This is a genomic window from Rhizobium sp. NPDC092011 (genome assembly GCF_044756305.1).
Taxonomy (GTDB): domain Bacteria; phylum Pseudomonadota; class Alphaproteobacteria; order Rhizobiales; family Rhizobiaceae; genus Rhizobium.
This window is the reverse complement of record NZ_JBIVSO010000008.1, coordinates 117,171-135,887: the sequence shown is the minus strand read 5'-3', so window position 1 is coordinate 135,887 and position 18,717 is coordinate 117,171. Positions and strand designations below refer to the sequence as shown.

Here is an 18,717-nt window from a genome sequence, read left to right as displayed (position 1 = left end):
TCGCCAGCCGCTGCCGCGTGACGCGACAGCGGCTGGTTTGGCCGCCGCCACCTTTGGGGCATGTCGGTGGCGGGACGACTGCGCATGACCGGAGCAACGGGAAGGATTTCGACCTATGTGCCTCAGGCGCTAGCTGCGGTTTCTCCCTTGGAAAAAATGCGATCAAGTGAGGGCGCCAGGCGCAGAAGCTCGCGCGTGTAGTCATGCTTGGGCGCGGAAAACAGGATCTCCGTGTCCGCAAGCTCGACGATCTGGCCTGTCTTCATGACGGCGACGCGGTCGCACATCTGGCGGATGACCGCGAGATCATGGCTGATGAAGAGGATCGACAGGCCGGCAAGGTCACGGAGGTCCTTCAGGAGATTGAGGATCTGGGCCTGGACGGAGACATCAAGTGCCGAGGTCGGCTCGTCGCAGATGAGCATTGTCGGCCGTGGTCCCAGTGCCCTGGCGATGGCGATACGCTGACGCTGTCCTCCGGAGAAGGCATGCGAGAAACGAGCACCGGCATCGCCCGGCAGGCCGACCGCCTCAAGTAAAGTTCTGGCGTCCAGCCTGGCTTCCTCGGCGTTCGCCGCAAGCTTGTAGAAGAGGATGGGCTCGGCGATTGCCGAATTGATCCGCAGGCGCGGATTGAGTGCCGAATAAGGATCCTGAAACACCATTTGCATCGAGCGACGGACGGACTGATCGCGATTGCCCGCGAGCGGCTTCCCCTGGAAATCGATGCTGCCTGAGCTCTGTTTAACCAGCCCGGCAATCGTGTTGGCAACGGTGGTCTTGCCACAACCGGATTCGCCGACAAGACCAAAAATCTCGCCGCGGCGCACGTCGAAAGACACATCGTCGACCGCCTTGAAGACCGAGGTCCTTTGGCTGGACAAAAGAGAACGTCGACCATACTCCACACACAGATTGCGGACGTTCAGCACGATGTCGTTGGTCGTAGCCGCTCCGGTCTCGACGCTCTTGCGGCGCACGCTTTCGCGTGCATCGAGGGTGATTTTAGTTTCTTCGCTGGGAACCGGCAGGCGATCGAGCCTGACGTCGATGGGGGGAACTGCTGCGATCAGCGTGCGGGCATACGGCGCCTTCGGTGCCGTCAGGACCTCGCGCGTCGACCCGGTCTCGACCACGCGACCGTTCTGCATGATCGTCACGCTATCGGCGATTTCGGCGACGACGCCCATATTGTGCGTTACCAGCAGAACGCCCACCCGCCGCGCGTTGGCGAGGTCGCGGATCAGTTTGAGGATCTGAGCCTGTACCGAAACGTCGAGCGCCGTGGTCGGCTCGTCGGCGACCAGCAGCTTGGGGTCACAGGCGAGCGCGGTTGCGATGACGACGCGTTGGCGCTGGCCGCCCGAAAGCTGATGGGGATAGCTGCCGAGCCGTCGCTCCGGTTCCGGAATGCCGACTGCCTTCATCAGGTCGAGTGCACGGGCGCGCGCCTCGCGCCGGCTGATTTTCAGATGCGTCAGCATGCCCTCGCACAACTGGCTTTCCACCGTAAACAGCGGATTGAGGCTGGTCATGGGATCTTGAAAGATCGCACCGACATCACGGCCGGGAACGATGCCTTCCGTGCGGCCGGTGCGCACATCGATGGGCTTGCCGTCGATCGTGATCGACCCCGCCGCAATTCGGCCCGGTGACTGCAGAAGGCCCATGAGCGCGTTGCCGACGGTGGTCTTGCCGGCGCCGGATTCGCCAACCAGTGCATGGATCTCGCCGGGAGCAATCGTCAGATTGATGTCATTGACGGCTGCCAGCGTCTCACCGTTGGCGAGCGGGTATTCGACCCGCAAATTCCTGATGTCGAGAGCGGGTGTTGGTGTGTGTATCATCAGCGTGCCATCAGTTTGGGGTTGAAGCGGTCGCGGAGATAATCGCCGATGACGTTGACGGCGAGAACGAGGATCACCAGAACGCTGGCGGGCATCACAGCGATCCACCAGAGGCCGGAGAACAGGAACTGATTGCCGATACGGATCAGTGTGCCGAGCGACGGATAAGTCGGCGGCATGCCCGCGCCGAGGAACGACAAGGTCGCTTCGGTGAGGATGGCGCCGGCAAGGTTGATGGTGGCGATGACCATCACGGCGCTGATGACGTTCGGCAGGATGTGGCGGATCATGATGCGGCGCGATGGAAGCCCGATAACCTTTGCCGCCCGCACATAGTCTCGAGACACCTCGACCATGGTGGAGGCCCTGACAGTGCGCGCATATTGCACCCATTCGTTGACGGCGATCGCAAAGACGAGAATGGCCGGCGCCCAGTTGAGAACCGTGTCGGCATCCAGCTGGGCCTTGGCAATGCCGCTGATGAGGAGAGCCACCAAGATCGTCGGGAAGCTGACCAGCACGTCGGCGATACGCATTACAATGCTGTCGACCCGCCCGCCGAAGAAGCCGGCGACAAGGCCGAGGAGAACGCCGAGCACGGCTGCAAACAGCACGGCGCCGATACCGATCAGCACCGAGATGCGCAGACCGAACAGGATGACGGAGACAAGATCGCGTCCCTGGTTGTCGGTGCCGAGCAGGAAGCGCGGATCGCCGCCATCCATGAAGGCCGGCGGGATCTCGGCGTCGATGAGCGAATAGGACGAGACGTCGCGCGGATCCATCGGTGCGATCATCGGTGCGAAGATCACCAGCGCCAGCATCGTGATGAGCACCAGGCCGGCAATGATGACCGAGACCGGGGGAAGTCGGTGAATGAGTTGAACTCGACTGGCCATTATCTTGTCCTCAGCCGCGGATCGATGAAGATGTACAGAATGTCGACGACCGTGTTGATGAGCACGAACAGGAAGCCGACGAACAGGAGATAGGCGGAAAGCACCGGAATATCCGGGTAGCCGACCGCGTTAGTGAAGAGCAGGCCCATACCGGGCCATTGGAAGACCGTTTCGGTGACGATGGCAAAAGCGATCAGCTGGCCGATCTGCAACCCCGTCACGGTGACGACGGGCATCAGCGCGTTGCGAAGAGCGAGGCGACCGTAGATGTAGGAACGCGGCAGGCCGCGCGCGAAGGCAAAGCGGATATAGTCCGACGACAGCACGTCGATCATCTCCGAGCGCACCAGCCGCATGATCAGCGTTAATTGGAAGAGGGCAAGCGTGATCGACGGCAGGATCAGCGATTTCAAGCCGGAGATCGTCAGAAAACCGGTCTGCCAGAAGCCGAGATCGACGACGTCGCCGCGACCCGAAGAGGGCAGCCAGCGCAGATTGACGGCGAAAACCAGGATCAGCAGCAGTCCGGTGACGAAGGTGGGCATCGAGATGCCGACCAGCGTCAGGGACTGGGTCAGCCGGGAAAGCGCTCCGTTCGGTTTCAGTGCGCAGACGACACCGAGGGGAATGCCGATCGCAAGCGACATGATCGTGGCAACGATCACCAATTCCAGTGTCGTCGGAAGCCGGCTAAGCAACAGGTTGGCAACGGGTTGCTGATAGCGGAAGCTCGTTCCGAGGTCACCATGCAGCACCCGACCCACAAAGTCGAGAAACTGGATGATGAGAGGCCTGTCGAGGCCGAGCGTGGCGCGAAGCGCATCCTTTTCGGCCTGGCCTGCGCCTTCCTGCACCATTGCGGCGACTGGATCGCCGACGAACCGGAACATGATGAAGGCGATAGCGGTCACGGCGACCATCACGAGGATGGCCTGCAGTAGCCTTGTCGTTAGAATCCTGATCATAGGAATATACCTTACGGGCGCACGGCTAGGCTCTCTGACCCAAAAGAGCGCGTTGCTTCGCTCATCCTGCCTTATGAGTGATCCCGAACCTTGGTCCGGGATCGCTAGGCATGATGAGCTATGAGGTCACTTCATCTGGGCGAACCAGGGACGTACATATTCGTCAGCAAACTGAGGAATATCGACCTTATCGCTCATGGCCCAGGCAACCGGCTGCTGATGCAGCGGGATGTAGAGGGCCTGATCATGGGTGATCTTGAACGCTTCCTTGAGCATCTCGACACGCTTGCTCTCGTCGAGTTCGGTCGACGCCGAATGTGCCAATGCATCGATTTTCGGATCGGACAGACCGTTCGGATTGCTGCCGCCATAGGTGCCGTCATTGGTGGCTAGCAGGGACTGCAGGACGCTATAGCCATCCATCGGTGGCAACGAGGCCCAGCCGAGGATGTAGATGTCGAGATCCCCCTTATCCATGCGCGGGAAATAGGTGGTCTTGCTTTCGACGCTGACGTCGGCCTTGACGCCAATCTTGGCCCACATGGAGGCGATGGCCAGGCAGATCTGTTCGTCGGCGATGTAGCGGTCGTTCGAGCAGTTCAGCCCGACCTTAAATCCGTCGGCGTAACCGGCGTCGGTCAATAGCGACTTGGCCTGTTTCAGATCATAGGCAAGCGGGACGTCGATGGACTTGTCGTAGCCGGTGACCTCGGGTGCGACCAGCATCCCGGAGATGCGGGACTTGCCGCGCATCAGCCGCTTCTGGATCGTGTTCAAATCGATGGCATGCCACAGCGCCTGGCGCACCTTGACGTTCAAAAGCGGATTGGGTTTGCCCGGCATGGCATGAAGTTCAGGCCGGAAGTTGAGGCCGAGGAAGATTTCACGCAGTGATGGGTTTTCGACGACTTTAAGGCCCGGCGTGTTGCTGACGCGATCAATATCCTGCAGCGGAATAGGGGCGATCATATCCAGTTCGCCCGAGAGAAGTGCTGCGACACGCGTGGCATCCGACGCGATCGGGCGATATTCCACGCCTGTCAGATTGTGCTGAGGCTTGTCCCACCAGTTTTCATTGACCGCGAAAACCGACTTCGAGTCCGGCTCGTAGCTGACGAGTTTGAACGGGCCGGTGCCGTTGGCATGATTGCTGGCATAGGTGGTGACGCCTGTCGAGGCGTTTCCAGGCTTCAGGGCATCATGCTCCTGCATCCATGGCTTGCTCATGATGTAGACGGCGGCGAGATCGTTGAGAAGCAAGGGGTATGGGCCGCGCAGAATAATGTCGACCGTGTAGTCGTCGACCTTTTCGGCGCCGATCACCGCCGGCAGGTTCTCGCGATTGCGCGAGCCGGGATCGATTTCACGCATGATCGTGGCGACGACATCGTCGGCGTTGAAGGGTTGGCCCTCATGGAACTTGACCCCTTGGCGCAATTTGAAGCGCCAGCGTGTGGGCTCGATCGCTTCCCAGGAGAGAGCAAGCGCCGGCTCAAGCTGCAGGTTCTTGTTTCGGCGCACCAGCGGATCGAACACCATGTGATGAACGCTCTGCGTGAAGCTGTCGACCTGTGCGTTCGGATCGTAGGAGATGACGTCTCCGGCCGAGGACCAACGCAGCGTTTTCGCAAGCGCCGGTGTCGTCAGCGGTATGATGATGGCGAGCCCCGCCAAAAGGGTCTTTACATAATTGTTCACGTAAGTCTCCCATTTCACGTATACATTGTACTGAATTTTGCGTATACGATTGTTCCCGAAATTCAGTATACATATGATGTGCACAGTTTCAAGGTGCGGGGATTCGATTTCACGAAACGACGTGGAAGACTTGCATTGATGACGAGGGAGGAGGGCCGGATGACGAAATCGCTTCTGATCACAAATGGCGTTGTTGTCACCATGGATGCGGAGCGCCGCATTCTTGAAAAAGGGGATATTCTGATAGAGGGCGGTCGTATCGCGTCGATCGGAGATCTGCAGCCGGACGTGGGCGGAGCTGTCGAACGAATTGATGCGGCGGGCATGGTGGTAATGCCCGGCCTCATCGACACGCACGCACATGCCGGACACATGTTGACCAAGGGCTTAGGCGAGGATTCCGAGCAGTGGATGGAGACGACCGGGCGCATCTATGCTGAAGCCACCGATATCGAATTCTGGTCGGCGGAAGCAGCACTCTCGGCATTTGAGCGCATCAGATGCGGCACGACGACCGCAGCGCTGTTGTTCGGCGGTGGTCCCGATATCATGCGTACCGAAGCTCCCGAAGCCGCACAAGCTCATCTTGCCGCGATCGCCGACATGGGCGTGCGCGAGGTGCTCGCCGTCGGACCGAACCGGCCAAGCAGCGCCCATCTATACCGTAATTATACACATGGATCGTATACAAATATCGTCGTGGATCCAATGCAACAGCTGTCGGTATGCGCAGAACTCATCGACGATTGGGCCGGTCGCAACGATTGCCTGCAGGTAGCGCTCTCGCTCCCAGTCTTCGATGCGATGGAATTGGAGAATGGGGTCGTATTTGACTTGTCTCGGCAGGCGCGCGCACTCGCGCGCGAGAAGGGGGTACTGCTAATTCAGGACGGCCATCGCGAAGGTTCGATTGCCGCCAACGCGGCGCGGCTTGATCTCTTCGACCACCGCTCCTTGCTGGCGCATTGCATCGAGCTCACCGAGGAGGATTTTGCCGCATTGAAGCGGACCGGCGCCAAGGTCGCGCATAATCCGAGTGCCCTGATGTCGGTGTTCGGCCGCTGCCCCGCGCCGGAATTGATGGAGGCCGGCGTGACGGTGTCGCTCGGCACGGACGCCGCCGCCCCTGATCGCCCTTTCGACATGTTCCGCAATATGTTTCAGGCCCATCGCTATCATGCACGGCATTTCAAGGACGACAGCGTTCTGCCACCCATGCAGCTTCTGGAAATGGCGACCATTGAGGGCGCGCGCGCGCTTTCGATGGACGCGGAAATCGGCTCGCTTGAAGTCGGCAAGCGTGCCGATATCATCCTCGTCAATATGAGGCAGCCGCATCTCTGGCCACCGGTCAATCCAGTCCAGCGGCTCACACGCTTTGCCAATGGCGCAGACGTCGATACCACGATCGTCGGCGGCCGGGTGCTCATGCGCTCGAGGCGGCTGGTGCATCACGACGAAAATGCCATTCTGGACCGCGCCGAGTGCGCCTTCCATCGGATGATGGAGCGCATGGCGCTGGCGTGAAGGCGTCGCCCACTTCCGAGGATTGATTGGAGACCAAGCCATGAACGACCTTCTCATTCGCAATGTCAGACCGTTCGCTGGAGAGCCAACGGATCTCTACATCCGAAATGGCCGCTTTTGCGAGGATCGACCCGACGAGGTCGTGACCGAGATCGACGGCAGCGGCCATATCGCGCTGCCGGGATTGGTCGAGGCGCATACGCATCTCGACAAGAATCTGATCGGTATGGACTGGTTTGAGAATCGTGTCGGCCCAACAAGAAACCAGCGGATTATCGCCGACCGGCAGGCAAAACAGCAGCTTGGCATCGACGCGCGCCGGCAGTCGGCCAGGCAGATCCTGCAGACGCTTGCCCTTGGCGTGCTGCATATCCGCAGTCATGTCGACGTCGACACGGAGATCGGTATTTCGAATATAGAAGGCGTCATCGAGGCGCGAAACGCTTTCCGGGATCTGGTCGACGTGCAGATCGCAGCCTTTCCGCAGAGCGGCATGCTAATAAGACATGGCACGCTCGAACTGATGGAGGCGGCATTGGAGGCAGGTGCCGACATCGTCGGCGGCATCGATCCGGCAAGCATCGACCGTGATCCGGTGCGCCATCTGGATGCGATCTTTGCGCTTGCCGACCGTCATGGCAAGCCGGTCGATATCCATCTGCACGAGCCGGGCGAACTTGGCGCTTTCTGCCTTGAACTGATTGCCGAAAGAACCCGCGCCCTTTCCATGCGCGGCAAGGTCATGGTCAGCCACGCCTATTGTCTCGGCATGCTGGATGGGGCAAGGCAGCAGGCGCTTATCGGTCTGCTTGCTGCCGAAGGCATCGCCATCATGACGGTCGGTAGCCCGACTGCGCCGGCGCTGCCGCTGCGGGCGATGCGCGAAGCTGGCGTGGTATTAGCCTCAGGGTCCGACGGCATCCAGGGTACATGGGAGCCATGGGGCAGTGGCGATATGTTGGAACGGGCAAAGTATCTGGCGCAGCGCAATGGCATGACCAACGATACCGATTTGGCAGAGGCCGCGCGCGTCTGCACCTTCGGCGGCGCCGAGGGCATCGCACTTGCCGACTACGGCCTATCGGTCGGTTGCCATGGCGACGTGGTTCTCGTTCCGGCTCGTACGCTTGCGGAGGCGGTTGCGCTGACGCCGCAGCAACGAACCGTCATTCGTCGCGGACGTATCGTCGCGCGCGATGGTGTCCTAAGCGATGAGCTTTCACATAGGCGCGAGTTGGGTCGATAAACACAGCAGCGCTTCGAATCGGGTTGAGGATAGGATTCTTCGGCCCATGAATGAGTGGATTTTTTCTCATTTATATCGTCGGATATCTCAGTTCAGGATCATCATGGCAACCAATCTCAGTGACAAGAAACCGAAGTCCGCGGTCTCCAAGTCGGATGCCGTCTACCGCACCTTGAAGCGTGCGATCCTCGATCAGGCGCTGGCGGCCGGAACGAAGCTGCCGGAGGATTCGATCGGTGATCGGCTCGGCGTCAGCCGGACGATCGTTCGACAGGCGCTTGCCCGGCTCAATGGAGAGGGCCTGATCGAGCAGCGCCCGCACAAGGGCGCCTGCGTTGCCCAGCCAAGCCTCGAGGATGGCCGCAACATCCTGGCGGTGCGCAGCGTATTGGAGGCGATGGTGGTGGACACGCTCGTCGGCAAGCTGACACCGCAACAGATCCGCCTACTGGAGGCGCATGTCGATGCGGAAGACAATGCCAGGGCCAACAACGCCTCCACCTCGATCCAGCTTTCCGGCGAATTCCACGTGCTGCTCGCCACGCTGACCGAGAACGACGTGTTGTCGCGCTATGTCACCGAGCTCGTTTCGCGCTCGTCTCTCATCCTTTCGCTCTATGGGCGCCCACATTCTCCAGATTGTGCCGTCTCTGAACACAGGGAACTGATCGCCGCACTCGCTGAGGCCAACCGTGACAAGGTGCGAACCTTGATGACCGACCACATCGAAGCCATCACCACACGAGCTTTGCTGAAGGCGACGCCGGAAAAGGATTTCCCCGATCTGTTGACCGCCTATGCGCGGGAGGAGGGGTTGTAGAGCCCAGGGCCAGCTGACGACTTGCTGGCATGGTCATGCGCGCCAAGAGTGATGGTTAGGGAAGACGTGTTGGCTTGGATGCACCGATCATACGCTACCTCTCAATTTCAGAGCGAGTTGTTCCCCGACGAAATCCAGGAAGACGCGGACCCTGGGTGCCATATGCCGGTTCGACGGCCACAGCAGGCGTAGCGTCGTTGCGTCTCCCACGTATCGATCGAGCACTTTGACCAGCGTTCCGCGCGCGAGATCGTCCTCGACAGCGAAGTCGGGCAGAAAGGCGAAGCCGGCCCCTTGCCGTGCGAAGACCAGCTGCGGTTCAAGGAAGTTGGTAATCGTCGTGGCCGAGAGCTCGACATCAACCACGGTGTCGCCGTCGCGGAAAAGCCATCGGATAAGCCTGCCCGTTGCGAACTGCCGGTACATGACGCAGGCGTGTCGTTTCAGATCTTCGGGCGTCTCGGGAACGCCGTTTTGATTGAGATAATCGGGGGATACGACGACGATCTGGCGGTAGGTGCCGACCACGCGTGACATCAGTCGTGAATCCGTTGTATTGCCGGTGCGCAGCACGACGTCGAACCCTTCATCGATCACATCGACCAGCCGATCCGAGCAATCGATGTCGAGCTCGATTTCCGCATAGCATTTCTGGAACTCGGCCAGCATCGGCATGAACGGCATTCCCGCCGATGGAAGGCTGAATTTAAGCCTGCCGCGCGGAGCCTCGTGGATCTGGGCAAGATCCAGTTCGGCAGCTTCCATCTCTGCTGCTATGCGCCGGCACCGTTCGAGAAACAGGCGGCCTTCGGGCGTAAGCGTGACGCTGCGTGTCGATCGGTGGAAGAGCTTCGTCCGCAATCTCTCTTCCAGGCGCAACACAGCCTTGCTGACGGCAGATGCCGAAATGCCAAGCTTGCGGCCGGCCTCCGTGAAGCTTCCGGAATCGGCGGCCTCCGTGAAGGCAGCCAGTGAGCCAAGGCGGTCCATGCTTGCTCCAAGGGCGACAAATATTCATAAGTGAAATGAATTGAAGCATATTTTTCATTCAAAGGCGATCCCTTAACCTTCGTCGTCGAAATGGTCGCTCTGTCTGATTTTGCCGCGCAACAGCTGGCCGAAAGGGCCAGCGCCGCCTCGCAAATCTAGTGAAGGAACACCCAAATGATTGGAAATGAGGCTCAAAGCATCAGGCCTGACGGCTTGCCTGCCAGCGTCTCCTGCCAGACGGACAAACTGCCGCTGGCCGGACTGCTGACGCTCGCAGGTGCCGCTTTCATCACGCTCATGACCGAGATCATGCCCGCCGGCCTATTGTCGTCGATGGCGACAGGTCTGAGCATTTCCGAAGGTATGACGGGTCAGTTCATTACCGCCTTTGCTTGTGGCGCGTTGATCGCCGCCATTCCGGTCACGGCGGTCACGCGAGGGATGCGCAGGAAGCCACTGATGCTTGCCGCGATTGCCGGCTTCGCCATCGTCAATCTGATCACGGCGCTGTCCACGAACTATTCGATCTCATTGATGGCGCGTTTCGCTGCCGGCGTGTTCGGCGGTGTGGTTTGGTCGTTGCTTGCCGGATATGCTGTCCGCATGACACCGCAGCATCTGAGCGGGAGAGCAATCGCGATATCCGGCGCCGGAGCCGCGGTTGCTCTCGTGCTAGGGGTGCCTGCCAGCGCCCTGCTGGGGCGGATCACCGGCTGGCAAGGCGCATTCGGCACGATGTCGGCAATCGCTATCTTGCTCATTGTCTGCGGCCTCATTGTCCTGCCCGATTTTCCGGGGCAAAAGAAGAGTGAACGACCATCCCTTGCCGCCATCTTTCTGAAGGCGGGAATTCCATCTGCGCTCCTCGTCGTTTTCACTTTCGTAGCGGCGCACAGCATTCTCTATGTCTACATCGAACCCTTTCTCGGATCGGTTGCCGTGTCGGCAAGTGCAGATATTGTTCTTTTCATCTTCGGGCTCGGTTCTTTTGTGAGCCTGTGGTTCGTCGGTGCAACGGTCGATCGTTGGCTACGTCTTCTCCTCGTTGCAAGCATTGGTACCTTCGCTCTCGCCGTATTGCTGCTCGGCATTTGCAGTTCGATGCCGGCAATAATCTATGCTGCCGTTTTCGCCTGGGGGCTGGCCTTCGGTGGCTTTGCGACGTTGACGCAGACCATGTTGTCCCAGTTTGCCGGGAACACCGTGGATGTCGCCCTATCCATGAACACGACGGTTTGGAACGGCGCTGTTGCCACCGCCGGCGTCGGTGGCGGATTATTGCTCGATCGAATGGGGCCGACGTCGTTCCCATGGGTCGTCGTTGCGACGCTGATCGTGTCCCTCGGCGCAGTGATCCTTGGCGTCGACAAAGTCCTGGCTCGTGATGCTGCCCGAAACTTGCCGCAGCGCTGATATGACGAGCGGCGAGGCGACAACGCCGGAAGCAAAAACCTGCTTCCGGCGCCGCGAAAGAGGCCAGGCCGATCAGCCGTCGGTGGCAGGTTAACCCAGACAAACCCGCCGAAACCTCTCTCTCGCGGTGCTCTATCCCGGCAGAGCCGAGAGCGAAACGTGGACGCTTTTCAGCTCCGAATACTCATCAAATCCATGCTTGCCGAGTTCGCGGCCGACGCCACTCTGCTTATAGCCGCCGATTGCCAGTTGCGGTGCGCCGTCTCCCATGCCGTTGATCCAGGTTCTGCCCGCTTTGATGCGGCGGATGGCCTGGAAGGCGGTCGACAAATTCGTCGACCAGACGCAGGCGGACAGGCCGTAAGGCGTATCATTGGCCATGCGGATGGCGTCCTCCGCGGTCTTGAAGCGAAAGGTGGTCAGCACGGGGCCGAAAATCTCGTCCTGGGCAATGGTCATCCGCGGAGTGACTTCCGTGAAAATCGTCGGGGCATAGAAGGCACCCGCGTCGCCGAGCCTGCTGCCGCCGGTCAATATCTGGGCGCCGTCAGCCTTGCCTTGCTCGACATACTTAGCGACCTTGTCCAGATGAGCCTGGTGAATGAGGGCGCCGACGTTGACACGATCATCCAGCGGATCCCCCGTGACGATCTGTGCGGCGACCGCTTGAACCTTTTCCAGGAGCGCGTCCGCGACGCTCTCATGGACGATCAGACGGCTGCCGGAGATGCAGACCTGCCCGGAACAATGAAAGACGCCGCCGGATATCTTGGCTGCCGCGGCATCGAGATCTGCGTCGGCAAAAACCACCTGGGGACCCTTGCCTCCAAGCTCCAGTCCGACCTTCTTGATATTCTGTCCTGCAAGGGCGCCGATAAGGCGTCCGACGCGCTGCGATCCGGTGAAGTTGACGACGTCGACATCCGGATGCTCTGCCAAAATCTGTCCGACATCCGCCCCATATCCGGTGATGACGTTCAATACGCCTTCGGGCAGGCCTGCCTGGAGCGCAAGTTCGGCCAGGCGGATCGTCGAGCCCGAGGTAAACTCGCTCGGCTTGATGACGACGGTGCAGCCGGCACCGATCGCCCAGGGGATGCGTTCCGAACCGATCAGCAGCGGAAAATTCCACGGCGTGATGAGCCCGACCACTCCCGCGGGTTCGCGAAGGATAAGGCCGAGTGTATTCGCCCCGAGATCATTATGCGCTTCGCCCTCGAGTCCCTGGGCATGTCCTGCCGCATAGCGCCAAAGGCTGACGGCAAAACCGATTTCTCCCCGCGCCTGGCCGATCGCCTTGCCGACCTCAAGCGCTTCAATGGTCGCGAGTTCCTCGACATGCGCCTCGATCTGATCGGCGACCCGGTTCATGATGCGGCCACGCTCGCCGCCGGTCATCCGCGGCCATGGGCCATTGTCGAATGCGCGGCGTGCGGCGGCAATGGCCGTTTCCGCATCCGCACGGCTGCCTTTCGGGATGACGCTGACGATGTGGCCGGGATGGCCCGGGCTCTCGCGTGAGATTGTCTCTCCAGAAAGAGCAGAAACAGATTTGCCGTCTATTACCATGCCATACTGCCGCCGCTGCGTGAGCCGCGGATCGTTAAGGCGAGGGACAATGAAAGGGAATGCGGTCATGTGGCTATCCTCACAATACGAAATCTCAGACAACTGCACATCCGGCGTTTCAAGCCTGGTAGCGCAGGCTTTCCAATGTCAGGCCATGTTGCAGTGGTGCGCCGCCGACGAAACGCTCTATCTCCTCGGTGACGAGCCGACCCAGGCGCTGGCGCTCACTACCAATCGCCCCGGCAATATGTGGCGTCAGGACGACATTCGGCAGATCATAGAGAGGGGATGTCGGCGGGGGTGCTTCCGGTTCGGTAACATCGAGAATGGCCGATAGTCTTCCGCTCGAAAGCTCGGCTTCGAGTGCCGCCTGATCGATAAGGCCGCCCCGCGCAGTATTGATCAGTGTTGCACCATCCGGCATCAGCCGAAGCATTTCGCCACTGATCATATGCTGCGTCGCGGTCAGAAGAGGCGCATGCAGCGAAATGGTCTGGCACCGCGCCATCAGCTCCGGGAGAGACACCAGCCGGGTGCCCAATTGCGCGGCTTCTGCGGCGGTGACGAGCGGATCGTACAGCAAGATTTCCATATCGTGCGGGCGAAGCAGCTCCAGCACGCGGCGGCCAATGCGCGATGCGCCGACAATCCCGACCTTCTTGCGCCAGCTGCCGCAGTCGCCATCGAAGGATTGATGTAGTTCGAGGGAGCGCCGCTGTTGCCGATAGAGCTGCGCGAAGCGGAAGACACTCTTGTTGGCAAACAGGATCGCGGCAAGCGCATATTCGGCGACCGGAACCGCATTGGCTGCGGCAGCATTCGTGACGGCAATGCCCTTCTCGAAGACCAATGACCCGATAAGATGCTTCACCGATCCCGCCGCGTGCGCGACAAGCTTCAGAGAGGACGCCGTTTCCAACACGGTTTCGTCGATGGGAGGGCAGCCCCAACCGCTAATCAGTATATCCGTATCGGCGAGTTGCGCCCTCGCGATCTCGCTTTGAAACTCCGTGAGAGGCTCCTTAGACACGATGTCACAGCAGTTTTGCAGCCGATGCAGATCTCCAGGAGAAAACAACGTCTCTATGGCGAGCGGGCCGAAAGCAAAACTGAGCCTAGGCGCGAGTGTTGGGTGTCTGAGGGACGGCAACTGCGAACTCCTGGCGGAACGACGTCCGCAAATGCGGAATGGCAACCGGGCCATTCGCCCGATGAAATCGCATGGAAACGCAAATTGCGCAATATCAGAACGAATATTTCTTGATTTTACGCAAATTGCGCAATCGTTGCGCCGGGCTGCAGCGTGACAGCGCATTCCAGCTGGACCGGCATGGCGTCAGGCTCTGCGATCCGTCGTTGCGCGAGCAGGATCGCCTGGCGGGCCATCTCAAGACAATTGACCCGCATGGTTGTCAGTCGCGGATGCATCATTGCGGCATAGGGCAAGTCGTCAAAGCCGATAACGGAAATCTCGCCAGGAACGTTGAGCCCGGCTGCTTCCAACGCATTCATCAGGCGGAAGGCGCCCATATCATTGGCGCAGAACACGCTTGTCCAGTCCGTCTCCCCCTTTGCCCGCCGCTCGACTTCCGCAAGCAGCGCGGTGTCGACGCCGTTGGCGACCCCGATCGAGCTGCATGACGCGTCGGGAAAATCTTCAAGGGCCGCATAGAAGCCGCGTCGGCGCTGTGTCGTGGTCCACCGCGTATGGTCATGAATGTAAAGCAATTTTCTATGTCCGGCCTTGAGCAGAGCTCGTCCAGCCATTCGTGCGCCGTAAAAATTATTCGGCGCGACACAGTCGAAGCGCATGTCGGGATCGTACCCGTTTACAAGTATCGCGCGATGGCTGCCGTTCTGGAAATAGTTGGCAAGTCCGTCATTCAGATCGATGCCGACAAAAATCGTGGCGTTTGCCTCTTCCTGTTCCTGGTCGCGTGCCATGCGATGCGGACCGAGCGAGGTCTCATCCACCATGCGGATCGAAAGGCTAAAGCCGCCCTCATTGGAGCTATCGCGCAGCCCGGCAATAACGGCTTCATAGAAGGGAGCCAATCCGCCGGTGGCAAGGCTGCCGGTCACGTAGGCCCGCAGATGCTTGGTCGGTGCCGCGGTGTTTCGAGCCTTGCCGAAATACCCGGCATCCTCCGCTATCTTGCGAATTTGCATGCGGCGCTCGTCGCTGATCCCTCGCGCATCGGACAGCGCACGTGATACCGTGCTGACGGAAACCCCCGCCGCTTTGGCAATTTCGAGCTGATTTGCGTTGGACTTGGATGAACGAGTCAAATGCCTACCCTTCAATTTGCCTTGATAATCATGGGATTCCCGAGAGAAATCCATCCCCGGACATCGATATCAACGGCTCTGTCACGACCACATACACGAAAATTGCGATAAAAATTGCATAAATACGCAAATTGCGCAATTGACAACGAAAATTGCGCATGATGAATTGCGCATCATCACGAAAGAGCCGATCCGGGAGGGTGCGGTTCCGCCGAATGTGGGAGGACATGCAATGACCAACGACATGAAAAGAGACGCCATCCAGATAGCCTTGAACCGGCGCCAGTTACTGCAGGCGGCCGGCGCAGGTGCGGCCGCAGTGGCCTTGTCCGGTCTCGGTGCGCCAGCCATGGCGCAGGAGAAGGTCGAGCTGACGATGTGGGCCTGGACGCCGAACACGCAGGCGGAGATCGATCTGTTCACCAAGGCCTTTCCGCATATCAGCGTCAAGCTCGAGAATGCCGGGCAGGGGCCTGATGAATACGTCAAGCTGCGCAATGCTATTCAGGCCGGCACCGGTCTGCCTGACGTCGGCCAGGTCGAGTTCACCAATATTCCGGGCTTCCGCCAGCTCGAGGCACTGCTCGACATGGGCCAGCACGGTGCAAACGACGTCAAGGACAAGTTCATCGACTGGACATGGGCCTCGGCATCCGACGGCAACGCCGTTTACGGCATCCCCTGGGACTCCGGTCCGATGGGCATTCTCTACCGCGCCGACGTTTTGGACGCGCACAAGATCGAAGTGCCGAAGACCTGGGCTGCCTTTGCCGAAAGCTCGAAAGCGCTGACAAAGGCCTCGCCGGACACCTATCTCACCAACTTCGGCGGCACCGCCGACGGTGGTTGGGTCATCGCGCTGCTGGCGCAGGCCGGTTGGAAGCCGTTCGAGCTGAAGGGCACCGATCTCAAGCTTAATCTGAACGATGCAATCGCTAAGAAATGGGCTGCCTTCTGGCAGGATTTGATCGATGCGAAGGCCGTGGGCGTCAAGACTCCGGTTTGGACGACCGACTGGTTCACCGGACTTGACGAAGGCACCTATGCCTCTTGGATGACCGGCGCCTGGGGGGCGGTGTTCATTCCGCAATTTGCCAAGAAGAGCAATGGTCATTGGCGCGCCGCTCCATTGCCACAATGGGACGAAGGAAAATATGTCACCGCCAATCTGGGCGGATCGACCTTCGCGGTGTTCAAGACCTCGAAGCATCCGAAGGAAGCAACGCAGCTTGCGATGTTCCTTGGCGCAGATCCGCAGGCCGCACGCCTCTGGAACACCAAACAGTTCCTCTTCCCCGTGCTCAAGGAGCTTGTGGCTGATCCCGAGTTGATCAATCACAAATACGATCTCTATGGCGGCCAGGCGGTCAACGAAGTCTTTGTCGAGGCAGCCAAGCACGTCGACTCGTCTTTCCAGTATGCACCCTTCCAGGATTATCTCGCCGGCCAGGTCCAGCAGGAGCTGTCCGCGTCCATCGGAGGCAAGGGATCGCTCGGAGATGCTTTCGATCGCCTGCAGGAAGGTGTCAGCGCCTATTGCTCCGATCAGGGTTACACGGTCTCCAAGGGGTGACGACCGGCATGCGGGTTGCAGGCACTCGCATGCCCCTTCGCAATGCCCGCGCTTCGGCGCGGGCCCATTTCGCAGCCGGAGACAAAGCAGATGGCCGGTCCTATCAGCCGCAAACGTCATCGACGCGTAGGCAAGAAGCTGGCGCCTTTTCTCTTTCTTGCACCTTTCGTGCTGTTGTTCGCAGCCTTTCTGATCGCGCCGATGCTCTATGCCCTCAACCTCGCGGTCTACAAGACGACCGTGGTCGCCGGCACCAAGTTCGTCGGAGCGGACAATTTCGTGCGTGCGCTGGGCGACCCGAAGTTCTGGCAGGGTGTCGTCGTGCTCCTGAAGTTCGCCACTATCCAAATCCCCGGAATGGTCGCGATTGCACTGTTGATCGCGCTGATCCTCGATAGCGGCACCGTCTATGCCAAGAGCTTTTTCCGGATCAGCCTGTTCTTGCCCTACGCCGTTCCCGCTGTGATCGCCACATTGATTTGGGGCTATCTCTATGGTCCAGCCTTCGGCCCATTCACCCAGCTTGCGAACGCCATTGGGCTTCCGGCGCCGAATTTCCTCGGCCCGAATGCCATTTTGCCGTCGATCGCCAATATCGCCAATTGGGAATATACCGGCTACCAAATGATCATCTACTACGCCGCGCTACAGGCGATCCCCACGGATCTCGAAGAGGCGGCATCCATGGATGGGGCCAGCAGTCTGGTCTATGCGCTGCGCGTCAAGCTTCCGCTGATTGCCCCTATGGTCGTCGTCACCATCATCTTCTCGATCATCGGTTCACTGCAGCTTTTCTCGGAGCCCTACCTATTGCGCAATCTGGCACCGCTCAGCATCACCAATTCCTATACGCCGAACTACTATGCCTACACGCTTGCCTTCGCCAATCAGCAATATAACTATTCCGCCGCCGTTTCCTTCGTCCTCGGTGCCGTGACGGCCGTCATTTCCTATGCATTCATGTTGATCGTCAACCGCAGGGGCAATGCATGACCATTGTCGGCAAGTCCAGGCGCTCTTCTTCGTTTCGCCGCAACCGTTGGATGTTGACGGCGATCCTGCTGGTCATCTGGCTCTATACCGCGTTGCCGCTTTTCTATGTCCTGGTATCGGCGTCGAAATCGAACAATGATCTCTTCACGACGTTCGGCCTCTGGTTCGCAAGCGACTTCAAGCTGTTTGAGAACATAAGACAGGTTTTCAGCTTCCAGGGCGGTATATTTTCCCGATGGCTGCTCAATACCATCATTTACGCGACGACGGCCGGCATCGGCGCTGCGCTGTTTTCCACCATGGCCGGATATGCGCTTGCAAAATACGACTTCCGCGGCAAACGGCTCATCTTCGCGATCATCCTCGGTGCCGTCATGATCCCCCAGACGGCCCTCGTCGTGCCGCTGTTCCTGTTGATGTCAAAGGTCGGTATCGTCAATACGCCCTGGGCCGTGATCCTGCCGTCCCTTGTCTATCCGCCGGGCGTGTTCCTGATGCGTGTCTACGCCGACGACGCGATACCGAACGAATTGATCGATGCTGGCCGGGTCGATGGGGCGGGGGAGCTTCATATCTTCTTCTCGCTGGCCCTGCGTCTGTTGATGCCCGGCTTTGCCACCGTGCTGATCCTCTCTTTCGTCGCGACCTGGAATAACTATTTCCTGCCCCTCGTCGTCCTGAGTTCGGCGGAATATTTTCCCGTCACCGTTGGTCTGGCGCAGTGGTATGCGACGGCGACGGTCGGCTCCGGCGGCGGCGCCGCGCTTTTCACCCTCGTGCTGGCCGGTGCTCTGATCAGCATCGTTCCCGTCATCATAGCTTTCATCGTCATGCAGCGCTTCTGGCAAGGCGGTCTTGGTGCCGGCGGCGTCAAGGCTTGAAGCTGCG

General features: G+C 59.7%; 15 protein-coding genes. 7 read left to right on the top strand and 8 right to left on the bottom strand.

Annotated elements, in window-relative coordinates; genetic code table 11:
* Positions 1-122 precede the first annotated feature (122 nt).
* From ACIQJ2_RS26435 to ACIQJ2_RS26420, 4 genes are all read right to left on the bottom strand, one after another.
* Positions 123-1,847, bottom strand: coding sequence for a dipeptide ABC transporter ATP-binding protein (locus tag ACIQJ2_RS26435; RefSeq protein ID WP_400670525.1), 1,725 nt, complete (start codon positions 1,845-1,847; stop codon positions 123-125).
* A complete protein-coding gene (locus tag ACIQJ2_RS26430) occupies positions 1,847-2,746 on the bottom strand; it encodes an ABC transporter permease (protein WP_400670522.1) in 900 nt (299 codons plus the stop codon). Before ACIQJ2_RS26430 ends, ACIQJ2_RS26435 begins: the two co-directional genes overlap by 1 nt.
* Positions 2,746-3,711, bottom strand: a complete 966-nt coding sequence (locus ACIQJ2_RS26425; RefSeq protein WP_400670519.1) for an ABC transporter permease — start codon at positions 3,709-3,711, stop codon at positions 2,746-2,748. The genes ACIQJ2_RS26430 and ACIQJ2_RS26425 overlap by 1 nt, the downstream gene beginning before the upstream one ends.
* A 126-nt stretch (positions 3,712-3,837) precedes the next feature.
* Positions 3,838-5,409 carry an ABC transporter substrate-binding protein gene (locus ACIQJ2_RS26420; protein ID WP_400670516.1) on the bottom strand — a complete coding sequence of 524 codons (1,572 nt, stop codon included), beginning with the start codon at positions 5,407-5,409 and terminating at the stop codon, positions 3,838-3,840.
* A 159-nt stretch (positions 5,410-5,568) separates the two neighbouring features.
* Here ACIQJ2_RS26420 and ACIQJ2_RS26415 point away from each other — a divergent pair, with 159 nt between their 5' ends.
* The 3 genes from ACIQJ2_RS26415 to ACIQJ2_RS26405 all read left to right on the top strand — a co-directional run bounded on the left by ACIQJ2_RS26415 (position 5,569) and on the right by ACIQJ2_RS26405 (position 9,002).
* Positions 5,569-6,936: an amidohydrolase family protein gene (locus tag ACIQJ2_RS26415; RefSeq protein WP_400670513.1), complete on the top strand. Its 1,368-nt coding sequence runs from the start codon at positions 5,569-5,571 to the stop codon at positions 6,934-6,936.
* A gap of 40 nt (positions 6,937-6,976) precedes the next feature.
* Positions 6,977-8,182 carry an amidohydrolase family protein gene (locus ACIQJ2_RS26410; protein ID WP_400670510.1) on the top strand — a complete coding sequence of 402 codons (1,206 nt, stop codon included), beginning with the start codon at positions 6,977-6,979 and terminating at the stop codon, positions 8,180-8,182.
* Positions 8,183-8,285: 103 nt separating this feature from the next.
* The gene (locus ACIQJ2_RS26405) at positions 8,286-9,002 is read left to right on the top strand and encodes a GntR family transcriptional regulator (RefSeq protein WP_400670507.1); all 717 of its coding nucleotides are present in this window, start codon (positions 8,286-8,288) and stop codon (positions 9,000-9,002) included.
* An 87-nt stretch (positions 9,003-9,089) separates the two neighbouring features.
* Here the strand turns inward: ACIQJ2_RS26405 and ACIQJ2_RS26400 are convergent, their stop codons facing one another.
* The gene (locus tag ACIQJ2_RS26400; protein WP_400670504.1) at positions 9,090-9,992 is read right to left on the bottom strand and encodes a LysR family transcriptional regulator; all 903 of its coding nucleotides are present in this window, start codon (positions 9,990-9,992) and stop codon (positions 9,090-9,092) included.
* A 174-nt stretch (positions 9,993-10,166) separates the two neighbouring features.
* Here ACIQJ2_RS26400 and ACIQJ2_RS26395 point away from each other — a divergent pair, with 174 nt between their 5' ends.
* On the top strand, positions 10,167-11,405 hold the full coding sequence (locus ACIQJ2_RS26395) for an MFS transporter (protein WP_400670502.1): 1,239 nt from the start codon (positions 10,167-10,169) through the stop codon (positions 11,403-11,405).
* 132 nt (positions 11,406-11,537) lie between these two features.
* On the opposite strand, the gene ACIQJ2_RS26390 is transcribed toward ACIQJ2_RS26395, so the two are convergent.
* The 3 genes from ACIQJ2_RS26390 to ACIQJ2_RS26380 form a co-directional block, all read right to left on the bottom strand.
* Complete coding sequence (locus tag ACIQJ2_RS26390) at positions 11,538-13,043, bottom strand: aldehyde dehydrogenase family protein (protein ID WP_400670500.1); 1,506 nt, start codon at positions 13,041-13,043, stop codon at positions 11,538-11,540.
* 49 nt (positions 13,044-13,092) lie between these two features.
* On the bottom strand, positions 13,093-14,052 hold the full coding sequence (locus ACIQJ2_RS26385; RefSeq protein WP_400670775.1) for a hydroxyacid dehydrogenase: 960 nt from the start codon (positions 14,050-14,052) through the stop codon (positions 13,093-13,095).
* Between the two features lie 188 nt (positions 14,053-14,240).
* Positions 14,241-15,263, bottom strand: a complete 1,023-nt coding sequence (locus ACIQJ2_RS26380; protein ID WP_400670498.1) for a LacI family DNA-binding transcriptional regulator — start codon at positions 15,261-15,263, stop codon at positions 14,241-14,243.
* A gap of 232 nt (positions 15,264-15,495) precedes the next feature.
* Between ACIQJ2_RS26380 and ACIQJ2_RS26375 the strand changes: the two genes are divergently transcribed.
* The 3 genes from ACIQJ2_RS26375 to ACIQJ2_RS26365 all read left to right on the top strand — a co-directional run bounded on the left by ACIQJ2_RS26375 (position 15,496) and on the right by ACIQJ2_RS26365 (position 18,710).
* Entirely contained in the window at positions 15,496-16,836 is a 1,341-nt protein-coding gene (locus tag ACIQJ2_RS26375) for an ABC transporter substrate-binding protein (protein ID WP_400670496.1), read from the top strand.
* 90 nt (positions 16,837-16,926) lie between these two features.
* Entirely contained in the window at positions 16,927-17,829 is a 903-nt protein-coding gene (locus tag ACIQJ2_RS26370) for a carbohydrate ABC transporter permease (RefSeq protein WP_400670494.1), read from the top strand.
* Positions 17,826-18,710 carry a carbohydrate ABC transporter permease gene (locus ACIQJ2_RS26365; RefSeq protein WP_400670492.1) on the top strand — a complete coding sequence of 295 codons (885 nt, stop codon included), beginning with the start codon at positions 17,826-17,828 and terminating at the stop codon, positions 18,708-18,710. Before ACIQJ2_RS26370 ends, ACIQJ2_RS26365 begins: the two co-directional genes overlap by 4 nt.
* Positions 18,711-18,717: the final 7 nt, after the last annotated feature.